The 19566-nt window shown below is 71.6% G+C and carries 17 protein-coding genes and 2 pseudogenes; 10 read left to right on the top strand and 9 right to left on the bottom strand.

The genetic code is table 11. The features are described 5' to 3' along the window. Positions 1-8 precede the first annotated feature (8 nt). Positions 9-818, top strand: a complete 810-nt coding sequence (locus tag WMF27_RS14575) for a fumarylacetoacetate hydrolase family protein (protein WP_437768275.1) — start codon at positions 9-11, stop codon at positions 816-818. Positions 819-869: 51 nt separating this feature from the next. Here WMF27_RS14575 and WMF27_RS14570 read toward each other — a convergent pair. Continuing rightward, positions 870-1400 (bottom strand): annotated as a pseudogene (locus WMF27_RS14570) (glycoside hydrolase family 11 protein); the annotation flags it as partial. 55 nt (positions 1401-1455) lie between these two features. Here WMF27_RS14570 and WMF27_RS14565 point away from each other — a divergent pair. Then, positions 1456-1824 carry a hypothetical protein gene (locus WMF27_RS14565; protein ID WP_437770010.1) on the top strand — a complete coding sequence of 123 codons (369 nt, stop codon included), beginning with the start codon at positions 1456-1458 and terminating at the stop codon, positions 1822-1824. A gap of 966 nt (positions 1825-2790) precedes the next feature. Beyond that, a pseudogene (locus tag WMF27_RS14560) lies at positions 2791-3216 on the top strand (hypothetical protein); the annotation flags it as partial. Between the two features lie 695 nt (positions 3217-3911). Here the strand turns inward: WMF27_RS14560 and WMF27_RS14555 are convergent. The 6 genes from WMF27_RS14555 to WMF27_RS14530 form a co-directional block, all read right to left on the bottom strand. Beyond that, positions 3912-4070, bottom strand: coding sequence for a hypothetical protein (locus WMF27_RS14555; protein WP_437944196.1), 159 nt, complete (start codon positions 4068-4070; stop codon positions 3912-3914). A gap of 40 nt (positions 4071-4110) precedes the next feature. Continuing rightward, a complete protein-coding gene (locus WMF27_RS14550; protein ID WP_437768276.1) occupies positions 4111-4362 on the bottom strand; it encodes a hypothetical protein in 252 nt (83 codons plus the stop codon). Between the two features lie 857 nt (positions 4363-5219). Beyond that, positions 5220-6680: a serine/threonine-protein kinase gene (locus WMF27_RS14545; protein WP_437768277.1), complete on the bottom strand. Its 1461-nt coding sequence runs from the start codon at positions 6678-6680 to the stop codon at positions 5220-5222. 79 nt (positions 6681-6759) lie between these two features. Beyond that, the gene (locus tag WMF27_RS14540) at positions 6760-8907 is read right to left on the bottom strand and encodes a DUF2169 family type VI secretion system accessory protein (RefSeq protein ID WP_437768278.1); all 2148 of its coding nucleotides are present in this window, start codon (positions 8905-8907) and stop codon (positions 6760-6762) included. A 153-nt stretch (positions 8908-9060) separates the two neighbouring features. Next, complete coding sequence (locus WMF27_RS14535) at positions 9061-9921, bottom strand: hypothetical protein (RefSeq protein ID WP_437768279.1); 861 nt, start codon at positions 9919-9921, stop codon at positions 9061-9063. A gap of 9 nt (positions 9922-9930) precedes the next feature. Then, a complete protein-coding gene (locus tag WMF27_RS14530) occupies positions 9931-11547 on the bottom strand; it encodes a hypothetical protein (RefSeq protein WP_437768280.1) in 1617 nt (538 codons plus the stop codon). Between the two features lie 125 nt (positions 11548-11672). On the opposite strand from WMF27_RS14530, the gene argJ reads away from it, so the two are divergent. The 6 genes from argJ to WMF27_RS14500 all read left to right on the top strand — a co-directional run bounded on the left by argJ (position 11673) and on the right by WMF27_RS14500 (position 16989). Then, complete coding sequence (gene argJ / locus WMF27_RS14525; protein WP_437768281.1) at positions 11673-12848, top strand: bifunctional glutamate N-acetyltransferase/amino-acid acetyltransferase ArgJ; 1176 nt, start codon at positions 11673-11675, stop codon at positions 12846-12848. A gap of 331 nt (positions 12849-13179) precedes the next feature. Further along, entirely contained in the window at positions 13180-14076 is an 897-nt protein-coding gene (locus WMF27_RS14520; protein ID WP_437768282.1) for a hypothetical protein, read from the top strand. Positions 14077-14124: 48 nt separating this feature from the next. Next, positions 14125-14721, top strand: a complete 597-nt coding sequence (locus tag WMF27_RS14515; RefSeq protein ID WP_437768283.1) for an OmpH family outer membrane protein — start codon at positions 14125-14127, stop codon at positions 14719-14721. A gap of 41 nt (positions 14722-14762) precedes the next feature. Continuing rightward, the gene (gene fabZ, locus WMF27_RS14510; protein WP_012235490.1) at positions 14763-15230 is read left to right on the top strand and encodes a 3-hydroxyacyl-ACP dehydratase FabZ; all 468 of its coding nucleotides are present in this window, start codon (positions 14763-14765) and stop codon (positions 15228-15230) included. 24 nt (positions 15231-15254) lie between these two features. After that, entirely contained in the window at positions 15255-15860 is a 606-nt protein-coding gene (locus tag WMF27_RS14505) for a TlpA family protein disulfide reductase (RefSeq protein ID WP_437768284.1), read from the top strand. 25 nt (positions 15861-15885) lie between these two features. After that, a complete protein-coding gene (locus WMF27_RS14500) occupies positions 15886-16989 on the top strand; it encodes a dipeptide epimerase (protein ID WP_437768285.1) in 1104 nt (367 codons plus the stop codon). On the opposite strand, the gene WMF27_RS14495 is transcribed toward WMF27_RS14500, so the two are convergent. Together WMF27_RS14495 and WMF27_RS14490 are read right to left on the bottom strand one after the other, a co-directional pair. Continuing rightward, positions 16955-17665 (bottom strand): pseudouridine synthase, encoded by a 711-nt coding sequence (locus WMF27_RS14495; RefSeq protein WP_437944195.1) that lies wholly within the window; start codon positions 17663-17665, stop codon positions 16955-16957. The genes WMF27_RS14500 and WMF27_RS14495 overlap by 35 nt on opposite strands. An 11-nt stretch (positions 17666-17676) precedes the next feature. Continuing rightward, positions 17677-18885 carry a protein phosphatase 2C domain-containing protein gene (locus WMF27_RS14490; protein WP_437768287.1) on the bottom strand — a complete coding sequence of 403 codons (1209 nt, stop codon included), beginning with the start codon at positions 18883-18885 and terminating at the stop codon, positions 17677-17679. A gap of 310 nt (positions 18886-19195) precedes the next feature. Between WMF27_RS14490 and WMF27_RS14485 the strand changes: the two genes are divergently transcribed. Further along, complete coding sequence (locus tag WMF27_RS14485) at positions 19196-19345, top strand: hypothetical protein (RefSeq protein ID WP_157906681.1); 150 nt, start codon at positions 19196-19198, stop codon at positions 19343-19345. Positions 19346-19566 lie beyond the last annotated feature (221 nt).

Raw genomic sequence — 19566 nt, 5'->3', positions numbered from 1 at the left:
CTCGCGCCATGCGCTTCGCTCGCCTCGCGCCTCCCGATCAGGATCGCCCAGCCTTCTTCGCCCGCCTCGACGGCGCAGCCGCGCTCGTCCTGGACGCTCCGCCCTGGCTCGGCGGCAAGACCACGGGAGAGGCCGTGGCGTGGACCGACATCGATCTCGCCTGCCCCGTGGCCCCCACGAAGATCGTGTGTGTGGGGCGCAATTACGCCGCGCACGCGCAGGAGCTGGGCAACGACGTCCCGGTCGAGCCGCTCCTCTTCCTCAAGCCGCCCTCCGCGCTGATCGGTCCTGGCCAGTCCATCGTGCTCCCTCCGGAGAGCCAGCGGGTCGAGCACGAGGCGGAGCTCGGCGTGATCATCGGCCGCCGCGCCCAGGCCGTGCGGGCGGAGGACGCGCTGGATCACGTGCTCGGGTACGCCTGCCTGGGCGACATCACCGCGCGGGATCTGCAACGGAAGGACGTGCAATTCACGCGAGCCAAGGGGTTCGACACGTTCTGCCCCGTCGGGCCGTGGATCGAGACGGCGCTCGATCCCGCGGCGCTCCGCGTGCGGGCGGTCGTGAACTCCCAGGTGCGGCAGGACGGGATGACGGCGCAGATGATCTGGGGAGTGCCCGAGCTGGTCGCGTACATCAGCCGGGTGATGACCCTGGAGCCTGGCGACGTCATCGCGACCGGGACGCCCCAGGGCGTGGGGCCGCTCGTGTCCGGCGACGAGCTCGTCATCGATATCGCCGGCGCCACGGCCGAGGCGCGCGGGATCGGCGCGCTGCGGCTGTCCGTGGCCGCGCGGGGCGACGGCCCGAGCGGGCGGTAGCCCGGCGAGCGGCCCGGGGGCGGGCCGGGATCGACGCTCGAGCCCCGGCGCTCACCTCATCGACACGCTCACATCAGCCCTTCCGCTGCCCTGATATCCTTCCACGAACATCGAGACCTCGCTCAAGCTCCCCATGTTCATCCCCAGACTCTGCCATGCGTCAAAGTGGTTGGCGACGGAGATGGTTCCGCTCGTGCGCTTCTGCTTACGAACGCTCCAGAACTGATATGGGGGATTGATGCCATCAATCCCAATCACGTCGGATCGCTGGGTTTTGTAGATGTCATAGACGCCTCCGTCGCTCGCAACGGTGCCCATGGTTCCTGGTGCGCCAGGGGGACGCCAGGTGCCCCAGCCATCAATGATATAATATTCCACGGCCGGGCTCTTCGTCCATCCATAGACACCCAGGTAGGCATTGCCGTTTGGCTGAAAGTCCGCCTCGTAGGTCACGATCTGATTCCGTGACCCGGGCCTCAGACCTTTGCGGCCCAGCAGACTGTTGATGTCGCTCCATTCCACGCTGAAGCCATCCGCGGTGTTGGTCAGGCATCCGGTCCCCTGGTCCATCCAGAGTTGATAGGTGAAGCCGCAGTGGCTGCCGGTTTCATTGCCGCAGACCGCCGGTTCGGATGTCGTGCACGTGTCGGGTGCGCCGCCGGCCCCACCCTCCCCGCCGGCGCCGCCGGCCCCGCCGCCGCCCGTCCCCGGGCTGCTGCTCGACGACGAGTCCCCGCCGCCGCCGGCCTCGCCGCTGCCCGTCCCCGAGCTGCTGCGCGACGACGAGTCCCCGCCGCCGCCGCCGGCCTCGCCGCTGCCCGTCCCCGAGCTGCTGCTCGACGACGAGCCCCCGCCGCCGCCGCCGGCACCACCGCCGCCCGTCCCCGAACTGCTGCTCGACGACGACGAGCTGCTCGACGAGGAGTCCAGGACGTCGAGGTCCTCGCCCACAACGCGCTCGACGTTGCACGACAGCAGGCCGCATGAGACCGAAGCGGATACGTAGACAAGCAAGGGAGCGACGCGCATCGAAGGGTTCTCCATGATGGACCGGCCGAGCCTCAGACTTCTTCTCTCGATGGATTCATGAACCCATCGAGCCGTCTGCGGCCCCTTCGATCCAGCGGTCAAGACTCGAGTGTTCCAGCGAGCGCGCCCATGTTCCCGGTGATCATGGATGCACCCGCAGTGCCTGCGCCGACCACAGGCCTGGCGATCACGACGTTTGTCGAAGAGACACGCACATGCGAATGCCCCATGCAATGGGGATGGGCATCACGTCAGAGAGAGCGAGAGCACCTCGGACGCGCAGCCGCAAGAAGCAAGTGATCCCCGCAGTGGCCTCACCCGGAGTCGGCCCTTGTGCGATCCTGCAACCGACTGCGGCGCCCTGCTGAGAGAGGTCCGGACCGCCATGGGCGGCTTGGAATATTCTTATAATTACGAGGCGAAAGTCAAGGGTCCTTACGGCTTCATCGCGACAGTTTCGCGGTGCCGTGCCTTGCAAGATACAGCCACGCTGCGCGCACGGGTTCAATCATGGACCTCTGTCGCCCCTCGATTCGTTCACTCTCCTGGAAAAGCGACGACAGCGCGATCCGGGCAGTCACGACGGCGGAGGCGAAGGTACCGAGGGCGGAACGGCCGCGTCTGGGCTGCGCAGTACCGGTGCGTTGTCAACCGGAAAGCGCGCCATGCGAGGCACCTTGATTCGCTGGTAAGGCCCGTTGACCCCTTGAGACCAACGGCAGCATTGCGGTCTCGGGTGATATTTTCTCGCAAATGGGCCAAGACTTGCAGATTCCTCCCGGTTGACGCCAAACGGCCGGCGTCAGTACCGTGACTGCATGCGTTATATCGCGCATTCGCTCTCGATTTTTCTCACGCTCGGGGCCGCGACAGGCTTCACCAGCTCAGCCCGTTCGTCAGCGAGTGGGGCGACGACAACAGCGCCGGCACGAAGGGCGCGCCGGTGAGGACGTTGCAGCACGCGATCGGGCTCGCCGCGCACGGGCGAGGCCACGGGGAGGCAGCGACCCGGCGCGTGTACGCGTGCGGCGGGTCGTTCGAGGAGAAGATCACGCTGCCCTCGGGGGTCGACCTCTGGGGCGGGCGACTGTGTGACGGCGGCGATTGGTCGTATGATGGGTCGTTCGGCGGACCGGATCACCCGACCATCCTCGCTCCGCCGGTGGGGATCCCGCTGCGGGTGCTCACGGGAGGAGAAGAGGGCGCCACGTCCACGGTCTTCGGCGTGCGCGTCGAGGCGGCGGATGCGTCCGCGGACGATGGCAAGTCGTCGATCGCGATGATCCTGAGCTCCGGGGCCAGGGCGATCGTGCGGGAGAGCGTGTTCCTCGCAGGCGATGGCAAGGATGGAGAGCCGGAATACGAAGCGGCGCTCACACTTGAGCGCTGCTCGCTGAAAGCGCTCGGAATCCTCATGGACATCGCTAAAGCGGCGATCATGTCTGAGAACTACGGGCGAGCGACCGAAGCCGCAGAGCGACTGCTTGCCGATGCCACGGATCACGCCGACACATTTCAGTATGGGAATGCCGTACATTACGCGCACATCACCCTGGGAAAGGTCGCGTTAGCACGCAACGATCCGACCAACGCAGCAGAACACCTGCGGGCTGCGGGCGAGGTCCGCGGTTCGCCACAACTCGACACATTTGGGCCCAACTTCGAGCTCGCATCCCGATTGCTCTCCATGGGGCAGAGAGACGCGGTTGTCGACTACATCGACGGCTGCAAGAAGTTCTGGAAGAGCGGCGCAGCACGGCTCGACCAATGGACGCTCGCCATCGAACGCGGCGAAACACCAGATTTCTCAAAGCGCTGGACGACCTAACTCTACTGCGGGAAGTCGGCCGGGGAAACGAACCGCTAAACCGCTAAGAAAACCAGGGAACAGGGGGAATGCCCGGACGGCCGCCCTCCACGCTGGCCACCACATGGAGCTCGGCCACGTCGACGGCGAGAGGCAGCACGAGTTCAGCCAGGCGGACGCCACCGCGGCCGCCGCGCCACTGGGGCACCTCGACCCGAGACAGCGCGGCGCGAGTTCGGACTCTCGCGGCCCAGATGTCAAGGCGGAAGGAGGAGCGGGGTCATGGTACCGCCGTAATCCCTGACCTTGCCTCCCGCCAGCCTCCGAATGAAGCCAGCGGCGCTCTCGATGGCGTTGAGCCAGTCAGCGCCCTTGAGGCGCACGTGGTCATCGGTCTTGAACCCTAGCACGTCCACGGCCACAGACCACAACCCGTCCGGTTCCTCTCGAAGGTCGCTAATACGGATCGTTATGGTCCGCGGCGCGCTTCCGTCCGATGGCGTGAAGGTAGAGCTGAATCGAGCCAGCCTTCCACGTGACCGTGCATTCGGCGAGCTGGGAGCCGGCGCTGCACGGGTCCTCGTCGTAGCCCGTGTGATTCTGCGGCTCCAGCGGGACATACCCGAAGCCTCCGACCCCGCCGGTAGGGGTGATGATGCCCCCGCCGGCCCCCTCCGTTCCATGACCCCGGACGTAGCACTCTCCCATGTCGAAGTTGCACCCCGTGAGACCGAGAACCAGAAGAACGATTTGCCTCTGGCGACGAGGCTACGAGCGCAGAGCAGGCCGACCTTGCCGTGGAAGCGCATCGACATGGTAAACGCTCCTGGCCGAGCCTCGACACGCGGTGTGGGGACACCCGCCATTGTTCTTGGTGGGATCTGGGCGTCAAATAGAAACTCGGCGAGCAATCCGAAGTGACAGGAGTCGACCCGTCCCGGGCATATGCCGGTGTTCTGGCAGTGATGTGATTGGGAGTCTTCGCGTGCCAGCGCGATTGCGTGGCGCGCAGGAGCTCGATCTTGTCGCGGAACCCGCGGATCTCCTCGCGGGTGAGCGGGGGCTCGTCGTCGGCGAACGGCCTGCGCACGAGATCCGCCGCGTCGCGCCCGGCGGCGAGCTGGATGCGGCTCGACCAGATGACGCGGCGAGCGAGCTTGCCTGGGAAATACATCGTACTGTCGCCGAGCGACTCGGCCTCTCGGCGCAGCTCGGCCTCGCGGTCGGGGCTCAGCGTGTACTCTGCCGCTCCGCGGGACGAGAGAGCCAGGCCCTCCGCATCGCTCGAAGCTCGCGCTGCGCAGGAGGTGGCCATGGCTGCGCAGGAGAGCCAGCGGCGCTGCGCAGGAGGCGGCATTCGGTGAGAAAGGACACACAATCGACGTGCAGGAGGCCGCCGGCGCTGCGAGGGCGCCGTGCAATACCGACCGAGGTTGGGCAGAACGTTCACGTTCACGCTCGTGCCGTCGAAACCACGACCAGGACCACGACCCGCTCGGCGCTACGCCACCAGCGACGACCGACCGCCTCGATGGCGCGGCGCTACCTGCCGAGAGAGCGCTCCCTCAGACCCCCGCGCCCTCCCGGAGCACGATCGTCACGTGCGACAGCCCTGTCCCGCCGAGGAGCATCGCCTTCACCAGGAACTCGACCATCGTGTCGAGGCACTCGGCTGGCGAGAAACCCGCCCTCCCCGCCCCGAGCAGCGGCAGCGCCATGCTCCGGAGCTTCATCGTGTCCGCGTGATAAAAGCACCCTTCCAGGAGCCGCAGGATGAGATCGCGCGTCGGCCTGTAGGTGGCCACGTGATCCCAGTCGAGCGTGATCGCGTGGAACACGAACCGCGCGTTCAACCTGCCAGCGGAGCTGACCACCACCCCGCCATGCCGCACGGGAACGTACTTGCGCGTCTCCATGTGGCACACGCCGCCGCTCGCATGGTTCAGGGCCAGCGCCACGCCGCCCGACATGGTGAGCTGCCCGTCGTCCGCGCTCACGAGCGCGTCGGCCGAGACGCCCGCGATGTTCGCGCGAACGATCGAGAGCGTCCTGTCCCCGTGGAACTGGAAGGCCGTGACCGGCCCCGCAGGGCCGCCCGACAGGAGGGCGGGCCGGAAGCGCTTGTACTGCTCCATGTACACGCGGAGCGTCAGATCGTGCGGATCCCCCCAGCGGGTGCTCTGGGCGCCCACGAGGGCGGTGTCGATCTCGTCGAAGGACTGGAAGCGGTCCTTCGGGTCCTTGGCCAGGCAGCGCTCCAGGACGGCCTGCACGTCCTCGTCGAGCTCGGGACGGAGCGCCCGCGGCCGGGCCGGGATGTCCTGCCGGTGCGCGAGCAGGAGCGGCAGGAGCTCCTGCTCCTCGAACGGCCGCTGGCCCGTGGCCGCGTGGTAGAACGACGCGCCGTAGCTGTAGATGTCCGCGCGCGTGTCGCTCTCCTGCGGGCTCCACGCCTGCTCGGGCGCCATGTAGAACGGCGTCCCCAGCACGGTGCCCATCGCGGTGAGGGGCTGCTCCCGGAGCGCCGAGGGCCCCGTCGTGGCGGTCAGGCGCGCGAGGCCGAAGTCGGCGACCTTCAGCTCCCCTGACGGCGCGATCAGCATGTTCGACGGCTTCAGATCGCGGTGCATCACGCCGAGCTCGGCCGCGGCGGCCATCCCCCGCGCCGCATGGAGCATGTAGCGCCGCAGATCGTCGAGCGGCAGCGGCCCGTCCTGGAGCCGCGCGGACAGCGACGGGCCGCCCACGTACTCCATCACCATGAACGGCGATCGGCTCGAAAGGAAGCCGAAGTCGTAGCAGCCCACCACGTGCGGCGACTTGATGAGCGCCGAGATGCGCGCCTCGCGCAGCATCCGCTCCCCGGCGTTCGGATCCGTGTGCCCGGTGAGCACCTTGATCGCCACGACCCGCGCGAGCGCGAGGTGGCGCGCGCGGAAGACGGCGCCCATCGAGCCCACGCCGAGCAGCCCCTCCACGCTGTACCGGCCCGCGAGCTCCTTGCCCAGCGTCGACGCGTCGATCATGAACGGACCATCGCTTGCACCAGCGAGGATGTTCGGAACCCCGGGCGCCGCGGTCAAGGGGCACGGCGCGCGACGCGGATCAGACGGCGTACGCGGCGGGAGCGCCGTCCTGCGCGCGCTGGCGCGGCGCCTCGCGCAGCCTCGCGATCTCGGCCTCGACGCGGGCCCTGAGGCGCGGATCGTCGGCGAGGCGCCTGGCCCAGAGCCGCTTCATGCGCACCCACACGGTGCGCCGGATCACGCGGTCGCCGGGCGCCGCGGCGCTCCCGCTGCGCTCGGTCGCGACGATCAGCCGGGCATAGTCGGCCGCGTGCAGCGGGCCCCAGACGGCCTCCCACGCGCCGACGTAGGCCGCGTCGAACTTGTCGCGGAGCGCCCGCTCGCGGCGCCTGGCCTCCTCCGTCATCGAGTCCCGCCACCGCCGCTCGGCCGCTGCCCAGCGCGCCTCCGACAGGCCGTGCGCCCTGAGCACCTCGGCGCGGGGGACCGGCTTCTCGGCGAGCTCCGCCGTGACGATGGCGCACCGCTCGAGGCTCACCTCGTCGCCGTCGCCGAGCGGCGGGAGCGACGCGGAGGGAGATCCGTCCTCGCGCCGGAGGACGTGAAAGAAGCGGGACGCGGCGGGTCGCTCGGGCTCGCGCGCGAGGACGCCCGAGGCCGGGGCGGCGTACGACGATGACTCGACGGGCGGCGGCAACACCTCGGCGGGCGGCGGCGGAGCCTCCTCCAGCGCGAGGGTCGCGAGCCCCAGGGACGGGCCGGGCGGCGGTGAAACGAGCGCGCCAGACCAGGGCGCGCCGGGGATCGGCGCCCCGAGCTCGAGGCGCGGCGCGGGCCTCGGGTCGAAGAAGAACGGGATCGCGGGCCGCTCGCCGGCGCGCACCTCCTCCTCGCTCGACAGCGCGAGCGTCGCGCTCGCGCCGGCGTCGATCTGCGGTCGCGCTGGCTCGGGCCGGCCCTGCCGCGCCGATCCCGGCGCGGGCGCGAACGGAAGCGCCGGCGCGCGCACCGCCGCCTCGCCCTGCTCGTCCGAGAGCGCGACGGTCTGCAGCGGCGACGGGCGCTGGATCAGGTCGATGAGCTCGATCTCGTCGTCCGAGAGGTGGATGGTGCGCCCCGGATCCCCGTCCCGCTGGCGCGCCTGGCCAGGCGCGCCGGGCGCGTCCTCGATGTGCACGGTCCCTCGCGGGCCGGTCGGGAGCGGAGCCGGAGCCGCTCCCGCGGCGCCCGGGGCCCGCCCGGGGCGCAGGTCAGGCCACGCGAGCTCCTCGCCGTCGACGGCGACGCCGGCCGCGATCCGCACGGGCGCGAGGGCGTGGCCGTCGGGGACGGGGACGATCCGACGCCACACGACCGTGCAGCGCTGCTCGGCGCCGTCGATCCGGAGCGTGTCCGCGTTGAGCTCGATGACGTCGCCCCCCGCCGCAGGAGGCGCGGCGAGCCCCTGGATCCGCGCCATACCGCGCGCCCGGGGCAGGCGCATCTCCAGCCGGCGAGCGGCCGGGTGCAGGTTCTCGAGCACGATCCACTCGTCGCCGCGCAGGTAGTCGATCCGCTGGTCCGGGGGCGCCGCCTGGAAGTACGACCAGTCGAAGCCAGCGGGGATCTCCGCGTTCGGGCCCTCGAGCGTCTCGCGCCGGGTCTTGCCGAGCAGCCGCTTGCGCACCGGCCAGGCGCGCGCGATCGGGCCGAGCCCCGCGGGCCGCGCGGGGTCCTGGGGATCGAGGACCCTGGGCTCGCCGTCGCCCGCGTCGATGCCGAAGGGGTTCTCCCAGCCGTTCGCGCCGCGCGCCGCCTTCTCGTACACGAGGGGCATCCGCTGGAACGGCTTCTCGTCGCGGACGAGGAGGCGTTTGTCGAGCGCGCAGCCGCCCGCGCCGAAGACCGCGAGCCGCACCGGCAAGGACTCGACATGCGCGCCGTCAGGGGCGTGCGCGTCGCCCGTGAAGAGCACGTCCGCGCGGCCCAGGTAGGGCGCGAGATCGCCGGTGAACCGCACGCTCCGCGCGGGGTTCTTGCCGTGATGCACCTCGGCGCGGAGGATCTCCTGCGGCTCCGTGCGCCACATGGCCGCGCCGGGCGTGAACGCGAAGCTCGCCTTGACGATGATCGTGATGTAGCGCTGTCCCTGCGTGCGCCACGAGACGGCGGCGGCCTCCGCGCCCGGGAGCGACGCCACGGCGTCGGGCGGCAGCGCGCTCACGACCGCGTCCTTTTGTAGAAGCACCTCGCCATCGCTCGCATCGCGTCACGCATCGCTCTGCGACAAGTGAACCCGCTCCACGTGACCATCGCGTTGCAATCGCGTGATCCGCGTGTGGAGCCGGCGCGGCGGCGAGGGCGTGGGCGGGCGTGGGCGGACGTGGACCGGAGCCGCCGCTCACCCGCCGCACGGGTTCGCCCGGCACGCCCGGACGAAGCCGATCTCGCTCTGCCCCGCCTCGATCTGTTCGATCCACCAGCCGAGCCCCGGGTAAGCGGCCCGGATGAGCGCCGCGGTCTCCGCGAAGCGCGCCGTGTCTCCCCGCGCGGCGTAGATCTCGGCGCGGAGCGCGTGGGCCTCCGGCTCGTAGACGCCGCGGAGCACGTCGAGGATGGCCGGGTCCACGTCGCCGAGCGGCCGCGGCCCGTACATCAGGTAACGCAGGATGCGGTCGAAGCGGAGCGGATCGCCCGGCTCCACGCGGCTCGTGACCACCGCGCCGCTCTCCGGAGGGAGGCTCGTCCAGCGGCCCCAGGAGCCCACGCGGGCGGCCTCGGGCGCGAGGCGCCCGAGCTCGCGCTGCTCCTCGGGGCTCGGCGCCGCGAGCTCGATCGGCACCGGCGCGCTCTCCGCGCGGTCCGGCGGCCCGACGTAGACGATCGCCAGCGTGTACTGCCCGGGCTCGAGCCCCGCAGGGAGGTACGACGAGACGTCGATGAGCATGCGCCTGCACTCGCCCGGGCACAGGCGGAACACCGGCGTGCCGTGCTCAGGGAGCACGATCGGCGAGGGCTCGGTCCGCACGACCTCCTCGCCGGTGTCCGCCCGCGCGAGGCGGACGCCGATGGAGCCTGCGTTGCCCGCCCAGCTCGGGCGCGGCAACCGCAGGATGCAGGCCCCAGGGCGGTCGGCGCACAGCGTGATGGCCACGTGCAGGGGGAAGCCGAGCACATAGCGGCGATCGTGATCGAGCGAGCGGAGCACCAGCCCAGGCGGGTCGACCGGGTCCCCGGCGCTCCGCGTGTGTTCATCGGACATGACAATCCCTCATCTCCATCGAAGTCCCCTGTTGTTCTCGAGGCGCACGCGCCGGGTCTCCTTCACGTGGCGCCCGCACAGGTCGTTGCCAACCCGCCCGTCGGTCCCAGGGATGAGCTGCTGGTCGGCGTCCACCATCCAGTGGGACCGATAGTTCATGCAGCACGTCGTCCGGCGCGGCTGCCGGTAATCGAAGTAGCCGCACTTGTGCGGCATCCCGAAGGCGTGCGTGAGCTCGTGGACGATGGTGTGGAGCGTGGCTTGCTCGTAGCCGCGCCGGGGCCGCGCGGCCTCGGGGTCCCACCACGCCCTGTGATGGGTGAAGAGGATGGTCCTGCCGGCGAAGTACCTCGCCGGCCCGATGTCGATCGTGGGGCTCATGCCGGCGACGTAGGAGGCCCCTGGGCCCCGCACGTCGGCCTCGACGCTCGCGGGGATGCCGTAGCCCGGGGGCTCCCACGCCCCGTCCCTGCGGCGGGCCCGCGGGAAGAAGAAGAGGCGCCGCTCGTACGCGTGCGCCAGGGACCCGTCGCCCGCCGTGAACTGGCGCTGGATGTCGTGCGGCGCCAGCCAGAGGCGGGTCCGCGGCGGGTCGTCGAGGACGGCCGCGCTCGCGGCCGAGAAGCTGATCTGCCAGCCGTCCCAGCGAAACGTGACGTAGCTCGCGTCCGGGTGGGTGCCAGGGATCTCCACGTACTCGCCGCGCCGCTCGCCCTCGCCGCCGTCCAGGATCGTGACGCTCCCGGAGAACAGCAGCTCGCCCCGGACCTCGGGCACCGGGTGCGGCTCGAGCGCGGCGATCAGGCAGAACCAGCCAGGGTCCCCGGCATGCTCGAAGTGCTCGCTCACGAAGCGCGAGGCCATCTCGCCGAGCGCGTCCGCGTCGAGCGCCAGGTGCTGCAGGTCCTGGATCACGCGCGCCTCGGCGAAATCGAGCTGGGTGAAGACCGGCTCGAAGTGCTCCGGCGCCAGCTCCACGGGCAGCGGGGGCGCGCTCTCCATCCGGATGTACTCGACGTCGATCCGGCGCCAGAGCGTCATGATCCCGGTCTCGTCGCCGGCCGCCTCGGCGACGCCGGCGGCGTCGAGCGCGGCGCTCACGATCAGGTTGTCCCCGGCGACATCGGACATGTGGCGCCGGACCTTGCTCCTCCTCCCGACGATCGCCGTGCTCGCGCTGGTCTCCGTGATGTCGGAGAGCGCGTAGCCCTCCACCTCTTCCCAGCCAGGCGCCCTGTCCTGCGTTCCCTCGTTGTCGTCTTCGACCGGCCCCACATAGTCCCCCGCGGCGTCGTAATCGTTCTCGTCGAGGGTGGGAGCCCAGTCCGGGTGCACCTCCGGCCACTCATTCGAGGGATCGTCGGGATCGCGCGCGCTCCAGCGAATCCGGGCTCCTTCTGGCAGCTCGCCGTCGGAGCTCGTCACCTCGACCGTGATCTCGACGAGCTGCGTATTCTTTGCCCACTGCCCATCGAGATCTCGATTGATGTAGACGCGTCCCCGGTTATCGAGGCTCTTGTAACCAGGCTTGTATCCAGCCGCCCGCGTCGTCCCCGGCGGCGCCGTGCTGTCGTGAAAGCCCGGCAGATACAGGCCCTTGATGTCGACAATCCGCACCGAGATCATCGGGGCAGAGCATTGCAAATGCCGCGCTCAGCTCGGCCGCCTCCGGGCCTCTCATCCGTCGCGGCGCCTGCCCTCCGCTTGTCGCTTTCTCCCGGCGCGCGTTCGTGCGTAGACTCCACGCCCTCATGAGCTTCGAGCCAGTTGCAGGGTTTCGCTTCGGCGCCGTCAGCGCCGGGATCCGGAAAGACGGGCGCATCGACGTCGCGCTCGCGGTGGCCGATCAGCTGGCGATCGTGGCCGGCATGTTCACGCGGAATGTGGTGCGCGCGGCGCCCGTGGACATCGCGATGCAGCGCGTCCTGTCGGGGCGCGCGCGCGCCGTCGTCGCCAACAGCGGGTGCGCGAACGCCTGCACGGGCGAGGCAGGCTGGAAGGCGACGCTCGATACGACGCGCGCCGTCGCCGAGTCGATCGGCGCCTCGGAGGACGAGGTGCTCCCCGCCTCGACCGGCGTGATCGGCGCCGTCCTGCCCGCGCACCGGATCATCGAGCGTGTCCCCGAGCTGTCGGCCCGCCTGTCGCCGAAGGGCTACCTCGATTTCGCCCAGGCGATCTGCACGACCGACCGCTGGCCGAAGCTCGCGCAGCGCAAGCTCGGCGCCGGCGCGACGCTGCTCGGCATCGGCAAGGGCGCCGGGATGATCCACCCCGACGTGGGCCCGCCCCACGCGACGATGCTCGTCTTCCTGTTCACCGACGCCGTGCTCGACGCCGGCGAGGCGAGCGACGCGCTTGCGGCCTCGTGCGACGTGACGTTCAACGCGTGCAGCGTCGACGGGGACACCAGCACCAACGACACGGTGCTCCTCCTGTCCTCCGGCGCGTCCCAGCGCCGCGTCTCGCGCGACGAGCTCTCGGCGGGCCTCACCGAGGTCTGCGGCGAGCTCGCGCGCTCGATGGTGGCCGACGGCGAGGGCAGCACGCACGTCGCCGAGATCCGCGTCCGCGGGCTCGCGACGCGCGACGGTGCGCGCGCCGTCGCGCGCACGGTGGCCACGTCGATGCTCGTGAAGACCGCGCTGTTCGGCAAGGACGCGAACTGGGGGAGGCTGCTCGCCGCCGCGGGCCGCGCAGGCGTCCCCTTCGACCCGCGCGAGGCCCAGATCCTCGTCGGCGGGATCCCGATCGTGCGGAACGGCGCGCCGGTCGGGGCGGAAGCCGAGCTCAAGGCGAACGAGGTGCTCGCGCGCGACACCTACGTCATCGAGCTCGTGCTCGGCGGCGGCCCCGGCGACTTCGCTTACCTCACGAGCGATCTCGGACACGGCTACGTCGACGTGAACGCGGGGTACCGCTCCTGATCCTCGCGGGGTGACCGGCCGGGCTGCTCGCAGGGAGCGCCCCCACGCCTTCGCCCCGACCGGAAGCGCCGGCCGCGGCCTTCCCCACCGCTCCCGGGCCCCGAGCGCCGGCTGTCCCCCGCCTCACCTCCGCGCGATCCCCGCGGATCAGTGAACCTCGCGCGACGAGCGCAGGTGAACGCAGGTTCACAAGCGGGTTCACGAAATGAGCGCCTCGTCGGGCTTCCCGGCGCTCCGCTCCTGCCGCCCCGTGGCACGCTGCGTGTTAGCGCGCGTCATGGTAGTCGTGCGGGAAGGCCGCGCCGGTGCCGGCCGCCGCTGGAGGACTTCGATGCTGCTTCATTCCCCCCTTGCGAAGATCCTGGGTCGAGGCGCGCTGTTCCTGATGATCACCGCGACCGCGACGGGCTGCGGCGGCTGTGGCGATGCGTCGCTCCAGTGCGACCCCGATGGCGAGAACTGTTTCCTCTGCGACGGCTACGGGTGTCGCCCGGCAGAGCCGGACATCGACACCGCCAGCAGCGGGGGTTCGGGCAGCGCGGGTCCGGCAGACCCGGGCCAGGGCGGCGCGGGCCAGGGCGGCGCGGGCCAGGGCGGCGCGGGCCAGGGCGGCGCGGAGGCCGAGTGCGACGCGGAGCTCACCACGTGTCCCTGCGACGGCGACAGCGCGTGCGAGGACGGCACGCGGTGCGTCGACGGGCTCTGCATCGCGGCGTGCGAGTTCAGCTACGAGTGCGGCGACGGCAGGGTGTGCGTGAACGGCGAGTGCAAAGGTGGCTGCTCCAGCGCCGCGCCCTGCGCGGAGCCCGGCACGCGCTGCGATCGCGGGGTCTGCGTCCCCGACCCCGCGAACCCCGAGTGCGGCGACGCGGCCCCGTGCGGGGGCGGCGCGATCTGCGTCGACGGCGCCTGCACAACCGGCTGCGCGACGCACGCGGACTGCGCGCCCGGCGAGGTGTGCAACGCGGCCACCGGCGCGTGCATGGACGACCCCTCGCCTCAGCCCGGCTGCGGCGCCAAGGCCTGCGCGGCGCAGGGCCAGGAGTGCATGGAGGACGGCTACTGCCACTACCCGTGCGAGGACACGCGGGCCTGCCAGCTCATCGACAGCCGCTTCGTCGGCTGCGAGGACGGGTTCTGCAAGACGCGGGAGGAGGTCGCGCCGGAGTGCTCGCTCGACGAGCCTTGCCCCGACGGCGAGCGCTGCATCTCGGGCAAGTGCCTCTGAGCTCCCGCACACCTTGACCGTCCGTCACGCGGCGGGTAATCGCCTCCAATGGTCTCCCGCTCTCCCGTCCATCGGCCCGCGCCGCTCTTCGCTCGGATCGCCCGCGCCGCCGCCGTGTCGCTCGCCCTCGCCGTGCCGAGCGTCGCCGCCGCCGAGACCCGGATCGCCGTCGTCGACGTGCAGCACGCCGTCATGCAGACGGAGGACGGCATCCGAGCGCAGGCCACGCTGAAGAAGCTCTTCGACCGGCGGCAGCAGGAGCTCGACGCGAAGCAGACCGAGCTCCAGCGGGCGCGCGAGGACATCGAGAAGCAGTCGCGCGTGCTCTCGCGCGAGTCGCTCCAGAAGCGGATGGAGGACTGGCAGCGCCAGATGGTCGAGCTCCAGACCGTGTTCGTCGACTACAACAAGGAGCTCCAGAAGAAGCAGGGCGAGCTCACCGGGCCCATCCTCAAGAAGATGATGCTCATCGTCGGCAGGATCGCGAAGAGGTCGAGCTACGAGATCATCTTCGACAAGCAAGCGGCCCCGTACGTCCGCGCCGATCTCGATCTGACGGAGCAGGTCATCCAGCTCTACAACACCGGCGGCGGCGAGGACGACGCCGGCGGCGACAAGGCAGAGAAGAAGGACGACGCGAAGTAGCGCGCCGCCCGCGCGCTCCACACCGCGGAAAGGAGCCGGCCTTGCCCGAGCGAACCCAAGCGCCCGTCACGCTCGACATCCATCAGATCCTGTCGATCCTGCCGCACCGTTACCCCCTCGTGATGGTCGACCGGGTGACGGAGATCACCGCCAACAAGTGCATCCGCGGCTACAAGTGCGTCGCCTACAACGAGCCCTGGTTTCAGGGGCACTTCCCCCAGCGGCCGATCATGCCCGGGGTGCTGATCCTGGAGTCGCTCACGCAGCTCGGCGGCATCCTCGCCTATGCGTCGGATCCGTTCGACGCCACGTCGAACCTCATGTTCTTCCTCGGCATCGACAAGGCGAAGTTCCGCCACACCGTGACGCCCGGCGACCGGCTCGATCTCTACGCCGAGGTGCTGCACCACCGCTCGAACGTCTGGAAGCTGCGCGGCGAGGCGAGCGTCGACGGGACGCTCTGCGCCGAGGGAGAGATGCTCGCGTCCATCGTCGATCGCGAGCCCTGATCGGAGAGAGAGGGAGATCTCGTCATGAGCCCCAGCCCGTCGCCGTCGTTCGCCCGTGTCCTCGCGGCCCTCTGCGCCTCGCTCTCGCTCGCAGGCGGCTGCGGCGGCGCCGCGCCCGTCGCGCCCCCGGCGCCCGAGACGGGCGGCGGCCTCATCGGCTCGGCGGCGCCCGAGCTCGCGGCGGAGGTCGTGAGCGGCGAGGGGCCCTCCACGCTCAAGGACGCCCGCGGCAAGGTGGTGATCGTCGATTTCTGGGCGACCTACTGCCGCCCCTGCAGAAAGTCGTTCCCCAAGTACCAGGCGCTCGTCGACCGCTTCGGCGGCAATCTCGCCGTGCTCGCCGTCTCCCTCGATGCGCCCGAGGACGTCTCGACGGAGCAGCTCGCGGGGTTCGCGGACGAGGCGGGCGTCAGGTTCAAGATCCTCTGGGACAAGGACCAGAGCGCGGAGAAGGCGTACAGGCCGCGGAGGATGCCGACCGCGTTCGTCGTCGATCGGGGCGGCGTCGTGCGCCATGTCCACGCGGGCTACGAGGACGGCGAGGAGGACAAGATCTCCCGGGAGGTCGAGGCGCTGCTCGGCCCGGCGGCCGCTCCGCCGCCTGCCGGCGGCGGCGGCCGATCCCCTTGAGGTCCCCGAGGAGGCGACGCGCGTCGTGACGACCCCCACCCTGATCCGGCGCGTCTCGGTCGAGGCGCTCGACATCCCGTTGCACGAGCCGTTCGGCATCGCCGGCGGCGCGCAGGAGCGCGCGGCGAACCTCCTCGTCACCGTGGAGCTCGCCGACGGGACGCTCGGCTTCGGCGAGGCGGCGCCGCTGCCCGCGTTCAACGGCGAGACGCAGGACGGGTCGCGCGCCGCCGCCCTCTCCTTGCGCGAGGCCGTGGTGGGCTCGGACGCGCGCGCGTGGCGCGCCGTCGCGCGCGCGCTCCGCGAGGCGTCCGGGGGCGGCGCGGGCGCGGCGCGCTGCGCGATCGAGACAGCGATCCTCGACGCGCTCACGAAGCGCGCGGGCATGCCGCTCTGGGCGTTCTTCGGCGGCTCCGGGGCGGCGCTCACGACCGACATCACCATCACCACCGGCTCGCCGGAGCGCGCGGAGGAGGCCGCGCGGCGCGCCTCGGCCATGGGCTTCCGCGCGCTCAAGGTGAAGGTCGGCGGCCGCCTCGCCGCGTCGGACCCGGCGCGCATCGAGGCGATCCACGCGGCCGCGCCCGGGGCGTCGCTGATCCTCGACGGCAACGGCGGGCTCACGGCGGGCGAGGCGCTCGCGCTCGTCGCGCACGCGCGCCGGCTCGGCGCGGACGTCGCGCTGCTGGAGCAGCCGGTGCCGCGGGACGACTGGGACGGCATGAAGGAGGTCACGCGGCGCGCCGGCGTCGACGTGGCCGCCGACGAGAGCGCCGCCTCCGCGGAGGACGTCCTCCGCGTCGCGGCGGAGCGCGCGGCGACCGTGGTCAACATCAAGCTGATGAAGGGCGGCATCGTCGAGGCGCTCGACATCGCGGCGGTCGCCCGCGCCGCGGGGCTCGGGCTCATGATCGGCGGGATGGTCGAGTCGGTGCTCGCGATGACGGCGTCGGCGTGCCTGGCCGCCGGCCTCGGCGGGTTCTCGTTCGTCGATCTCGACACGCCGATGTTCCTCGCCGAGAACCCGTTCGACGGCGGCTTCGTCCAGCGAGGCCCGGCGCTCTCCCTCGAGGGGATCCGCGCCGGCCACGGCGTCACCCCGGAGCGCCGTTCTCCAGGGGCGGGCTAGCGGCCGCGTCGCCGACGGCGCCGATCCACGCCGGCACGCCCAGCTGGTCGAACGGGCCCCGCAGGTCGTCGGGCAGCGGCGCGGCGAGGCGCAGCGGCGCGCCCGTCTCGGGGTGGGCGACGGCGAGCTCGGCCGCGTGGAGCGCGAGGCGGTGCAGCGCATACCGCTCGCGGAACAGGCGGTTGTGCTCGCCCTTGCCGTAGTTCACGTCGCCGATGATCGGGTGGCTGATGTGCTTGAGGTGCCTCCGCACCTGGTGCAGGCGGCCCGTGCGCGGGCGCGCCTCGACGACGGCGTAGCGCTCGAGCGCGTGGAGGCGCTCGAAGTCGGTGACGGCCGGCACGCGCGGGCCCCCCTCGCGCCGCGGGATCGGGTGATCGATGCACCCGCGCTCGGGGGGGACGCCGCGGACGAGCGCCAGGTAGCGCTTCCGCGCGAGGCCCTGCTCGAACTGCGCGCAGAGCAGCGCCGCGGCGGCGGGGTCGAGCGCGACGAGCAGCACGCCGCTCGTCGCCCGGTCGAGGCGGTGGACCGGGTAGACCTTCCGGCCCAGCGCGCGCTCGGCGAGGTCGACGAAGACGACCGGCGCGTCGCCCCAGCCGCGGTGCACGAGCAGCCCGGACGGCTTCGCGAAGGCCGCGACGCGATCGTCCAGGTGGAGCAGGGAGAGCTGCATCGCGGCCGCGCTCATCCCGTCCCGAGCGCGAGGTACCGCGCGAGCCGCTGGTACAGGGCGGCCGCGAGCTCCGCGTCGTGCTCGCAGACCTCGGCGAAATCGTCCTTGCGGATCCGGATGAGCCGCGTCCGCGCCGCGGCGACGGGCAGGTCGCCCTTGCGCCGCGCGCCCACGAGCGACTCCGGGAAGAGCAGGCCGGAGGACCCGACGCGCCGCCCGTCCGGCAGATTCACGGCCCCGTCGAGCACCAGGTAAGCGACAAGATCGCTCGCGACGTCGCGCGGGATCCGATCCCCCGCGCCGAGCTCCACCTCCACGCCGGCCGCGAGCGCCCCGAGCACCGCCGCGGGGCTCATGCCGGCGAGGAGCGGGCACGCGGAGAGCACCGACAGATCGCGCGAGGACGGGCCGGCGTCGTCCGCGCGCTTGACGAAGCGCTCCTTGATGTCGATGACGATCACGCTCGCGTTGTCGTGGCCTCCCCGATCGCGCGCGTGGCCGAGGAGGCCGGCGGCGACCTCCTCGGGCCCGCCCTTCGAGCAGAAGCGGGAGAGCGCCGCCTCGCTGTCGACCGCGTTGTGCACCCCGTCGGTGCAGAGGACGATGCGGTCGCCGCGCGAGAGATCGACGAACACGGTGTCGACCGCGACGGTGCCCGCGAGCCCGATCGCGTTCACGAGCGGGTTCCGTTGCGGCTTCCTGGCCGGGGTCGGGTTGCCGGCCGCGCGGAGCGTATCGTAGAGGGCGTGGTCCTGGGTGAGCTGGACGGTGGTCGTCGGGCGAACCAGGTACGCGCGGCTGTCGCCCGCGTGGGCGAAGAACGCCCGGCTGTGCGCGAGCACGACGAAATCGAGCGTCGTGCCCATCCCCTGGTAGCTCGGCTCCATGCGGCGCGCCTCCAGGATGGCCGCGTGCGCGGCCTCGCCCACGCGCCGGAGCAGCGCGAACACCTCGCGCCGCGCCTCGATGTTCGGGTCGGCCACGTACGCGTCGAGGAGGGCGGCGGCGGGCGGCCGGAGCACCTCGGCGCGCACCGTGTCGACGGCGATCTGAGCCGCGACCTCGCCCGCGGCGTGGCCGCCCATCCCGTCGGCGATGCCGAAGAGGGCGAGCTCGGGGCAACAGAGGATCCGGTCCTCATTGCTCGGGCGGACGAGGCCGACATCGGTCGATGCGGCGAACTCGATGCGATAGTCGAAGCGAGGGAGGATCCGGGACACCGCGCCCAGGATAGACACCGTGCGGGCGGCGTCAAAATGGCGCGTCTGTCGACGGCCGCGCGGCGGCTCCGCGCCCGCTCGCCTGCGCCGGCCGGCGCTCGCCCCTCCCCCTGCCGCGAGCGCGCGCCACGTTGCCGCCCCGCTGCCCCCCTGGCGTGGCGGCGCGCAGCGGGGCCGCGCCCTGGCCCCGCTGACGCGGGCCGGCGCGCCCTGCGCCCCCGGTCGAGGCGAGGCCGTGCCCCCGGCGGACACACCAGCGTGCAACGCGCACGGATCCACAGTTGGCCCGACTCTCGCGTCTTCGGGGAGCATGCAACTCATCGAGGTGGACGTCGGGCGCTTTCGGCTCGAATTCGGCGGAGGGCTCGGGCTGGAGGTCATCGTCCTGTTCAGCCGCTCGGTGGCCTTCTGGCGCTGGGGCGGCGAGCTCGTTGCGGAGGTCAGCGTCGGCGTGAGCTGAACCGGACAGCCGCCGTCTCGACCCGAGCCCCGCCGGCCACAGCAGATTCGGGGCGCGCAGCGAAAGAGCCCCAGACGAAAAATTCCGGTAGGATTCGGCTCGACCGCATGAGGCCTCGCCGCTGTCTGACATCCACCACGCTCGCTCCCGCCGCGGCTCTGCCGGAGGCCTGCGCAGCGACTCCGCCGTTCACGCTCGAGCTCGGCGGTCCGGCGCGGACT

The organism is Sorangium sp. So ce281, from assembly GCF_051527395.1.
Taxonomy (GTDB): Bacteria; Myxococcota_A; Polyangia; order Polyangiales; family Polyangiaceae; genus Sorangium; species Sorangium cellulosum_B.
This window is presented reverse-complemented; position numbering and strand designations above follow the sequence as displayed.

What these genes read in the sequence shown, in the direction of transcription:
- WMF27_RS14530 (WP_437768280.1), bottom strand. Translation starts at nt 11,547, where the DNA reads ATGATCTCGGTGCGGATTGTCGACATCAAGGGCCTGTATCTGCCGGGC.
- WMF27_RS14535 (WP_437768279.1), bottom strand. Translation starts at nt 9,921, where the DNA reads ATGTCCGATGAACACACGCGGAGCGCCGGGGACCCGGTCGACCCGCCT.
- WMF27_RS14575 (WP_437768275.1), top strand. Translation starts at nt 9, where the DNA reads ATGCGCTTCGCTCGCCTCGCGCCTCCCGATCAGGATCGCCCAGCCTTC.
- WMF27_RS14505 (WP_437768284.1), top strand. Translation starts at nt 15,255, where the DNA reads ATGAGCCCCAGCCCGTCGCCGTCGTTCGCCCGTGTCCTCGCGGCCCTC.
- WMF27_RS14520 (WP_437768282.1), top strand. Translation starts at nt 13,180, where the DNA reads ATGCTGCTTCATTCCCCCCTTGCGAAGATCCTGGGTCGAGGCGCGCTG.
- WMF27_RS14550 (WP_437768276.1), bottom strand. Translation starts at nt 4,362, where the DNA reads ATGGGAGAGTGCTACGTCCGGGGTCATGGAACGGAGGGGGCCGGCGGG.
- argJ (WP_437768281.1), top strand. Translation starts at nt 11,673, where the DNA reads ATGAGCTTCGAGCCAGTTGCAGGGTTTCGCTTCGGCGCCGTCAGCGCC.
- WMF27_RS14545 (WP_437768277.1), bottom strand. Translation starts at nt 6,680, where the DNA reads ATGATCGACGCGTCGACGCTGGGCAAGGAGCTCGCGGGCCGGTACAGC.
- WMF27_RS14495 (WP_437944195.1), bottom strand. Translation starts at nt 17,665, where the DNA reads ATGCAGCTCTCCCTGCTCCACCTGGACGATCGCGTCGCGGCCTTCGCG.
- WMF27_RS14485 (WP_157906681.1), top strand. Translation starts at nt 19,196, where the DNA reads ATGCAACTCATCGAGGTGGACGTCGGGCGCTTTCGGCTCGAATTCGGC.
- WMF27_RS14515 (WP_437768283.1), top strand. Translation starts at nt 14,125, where the DNA reads ATGGTCTCCCGCTCTCCCGTCCATCGGCCCGCGCCGCTCTTCGCTCGG.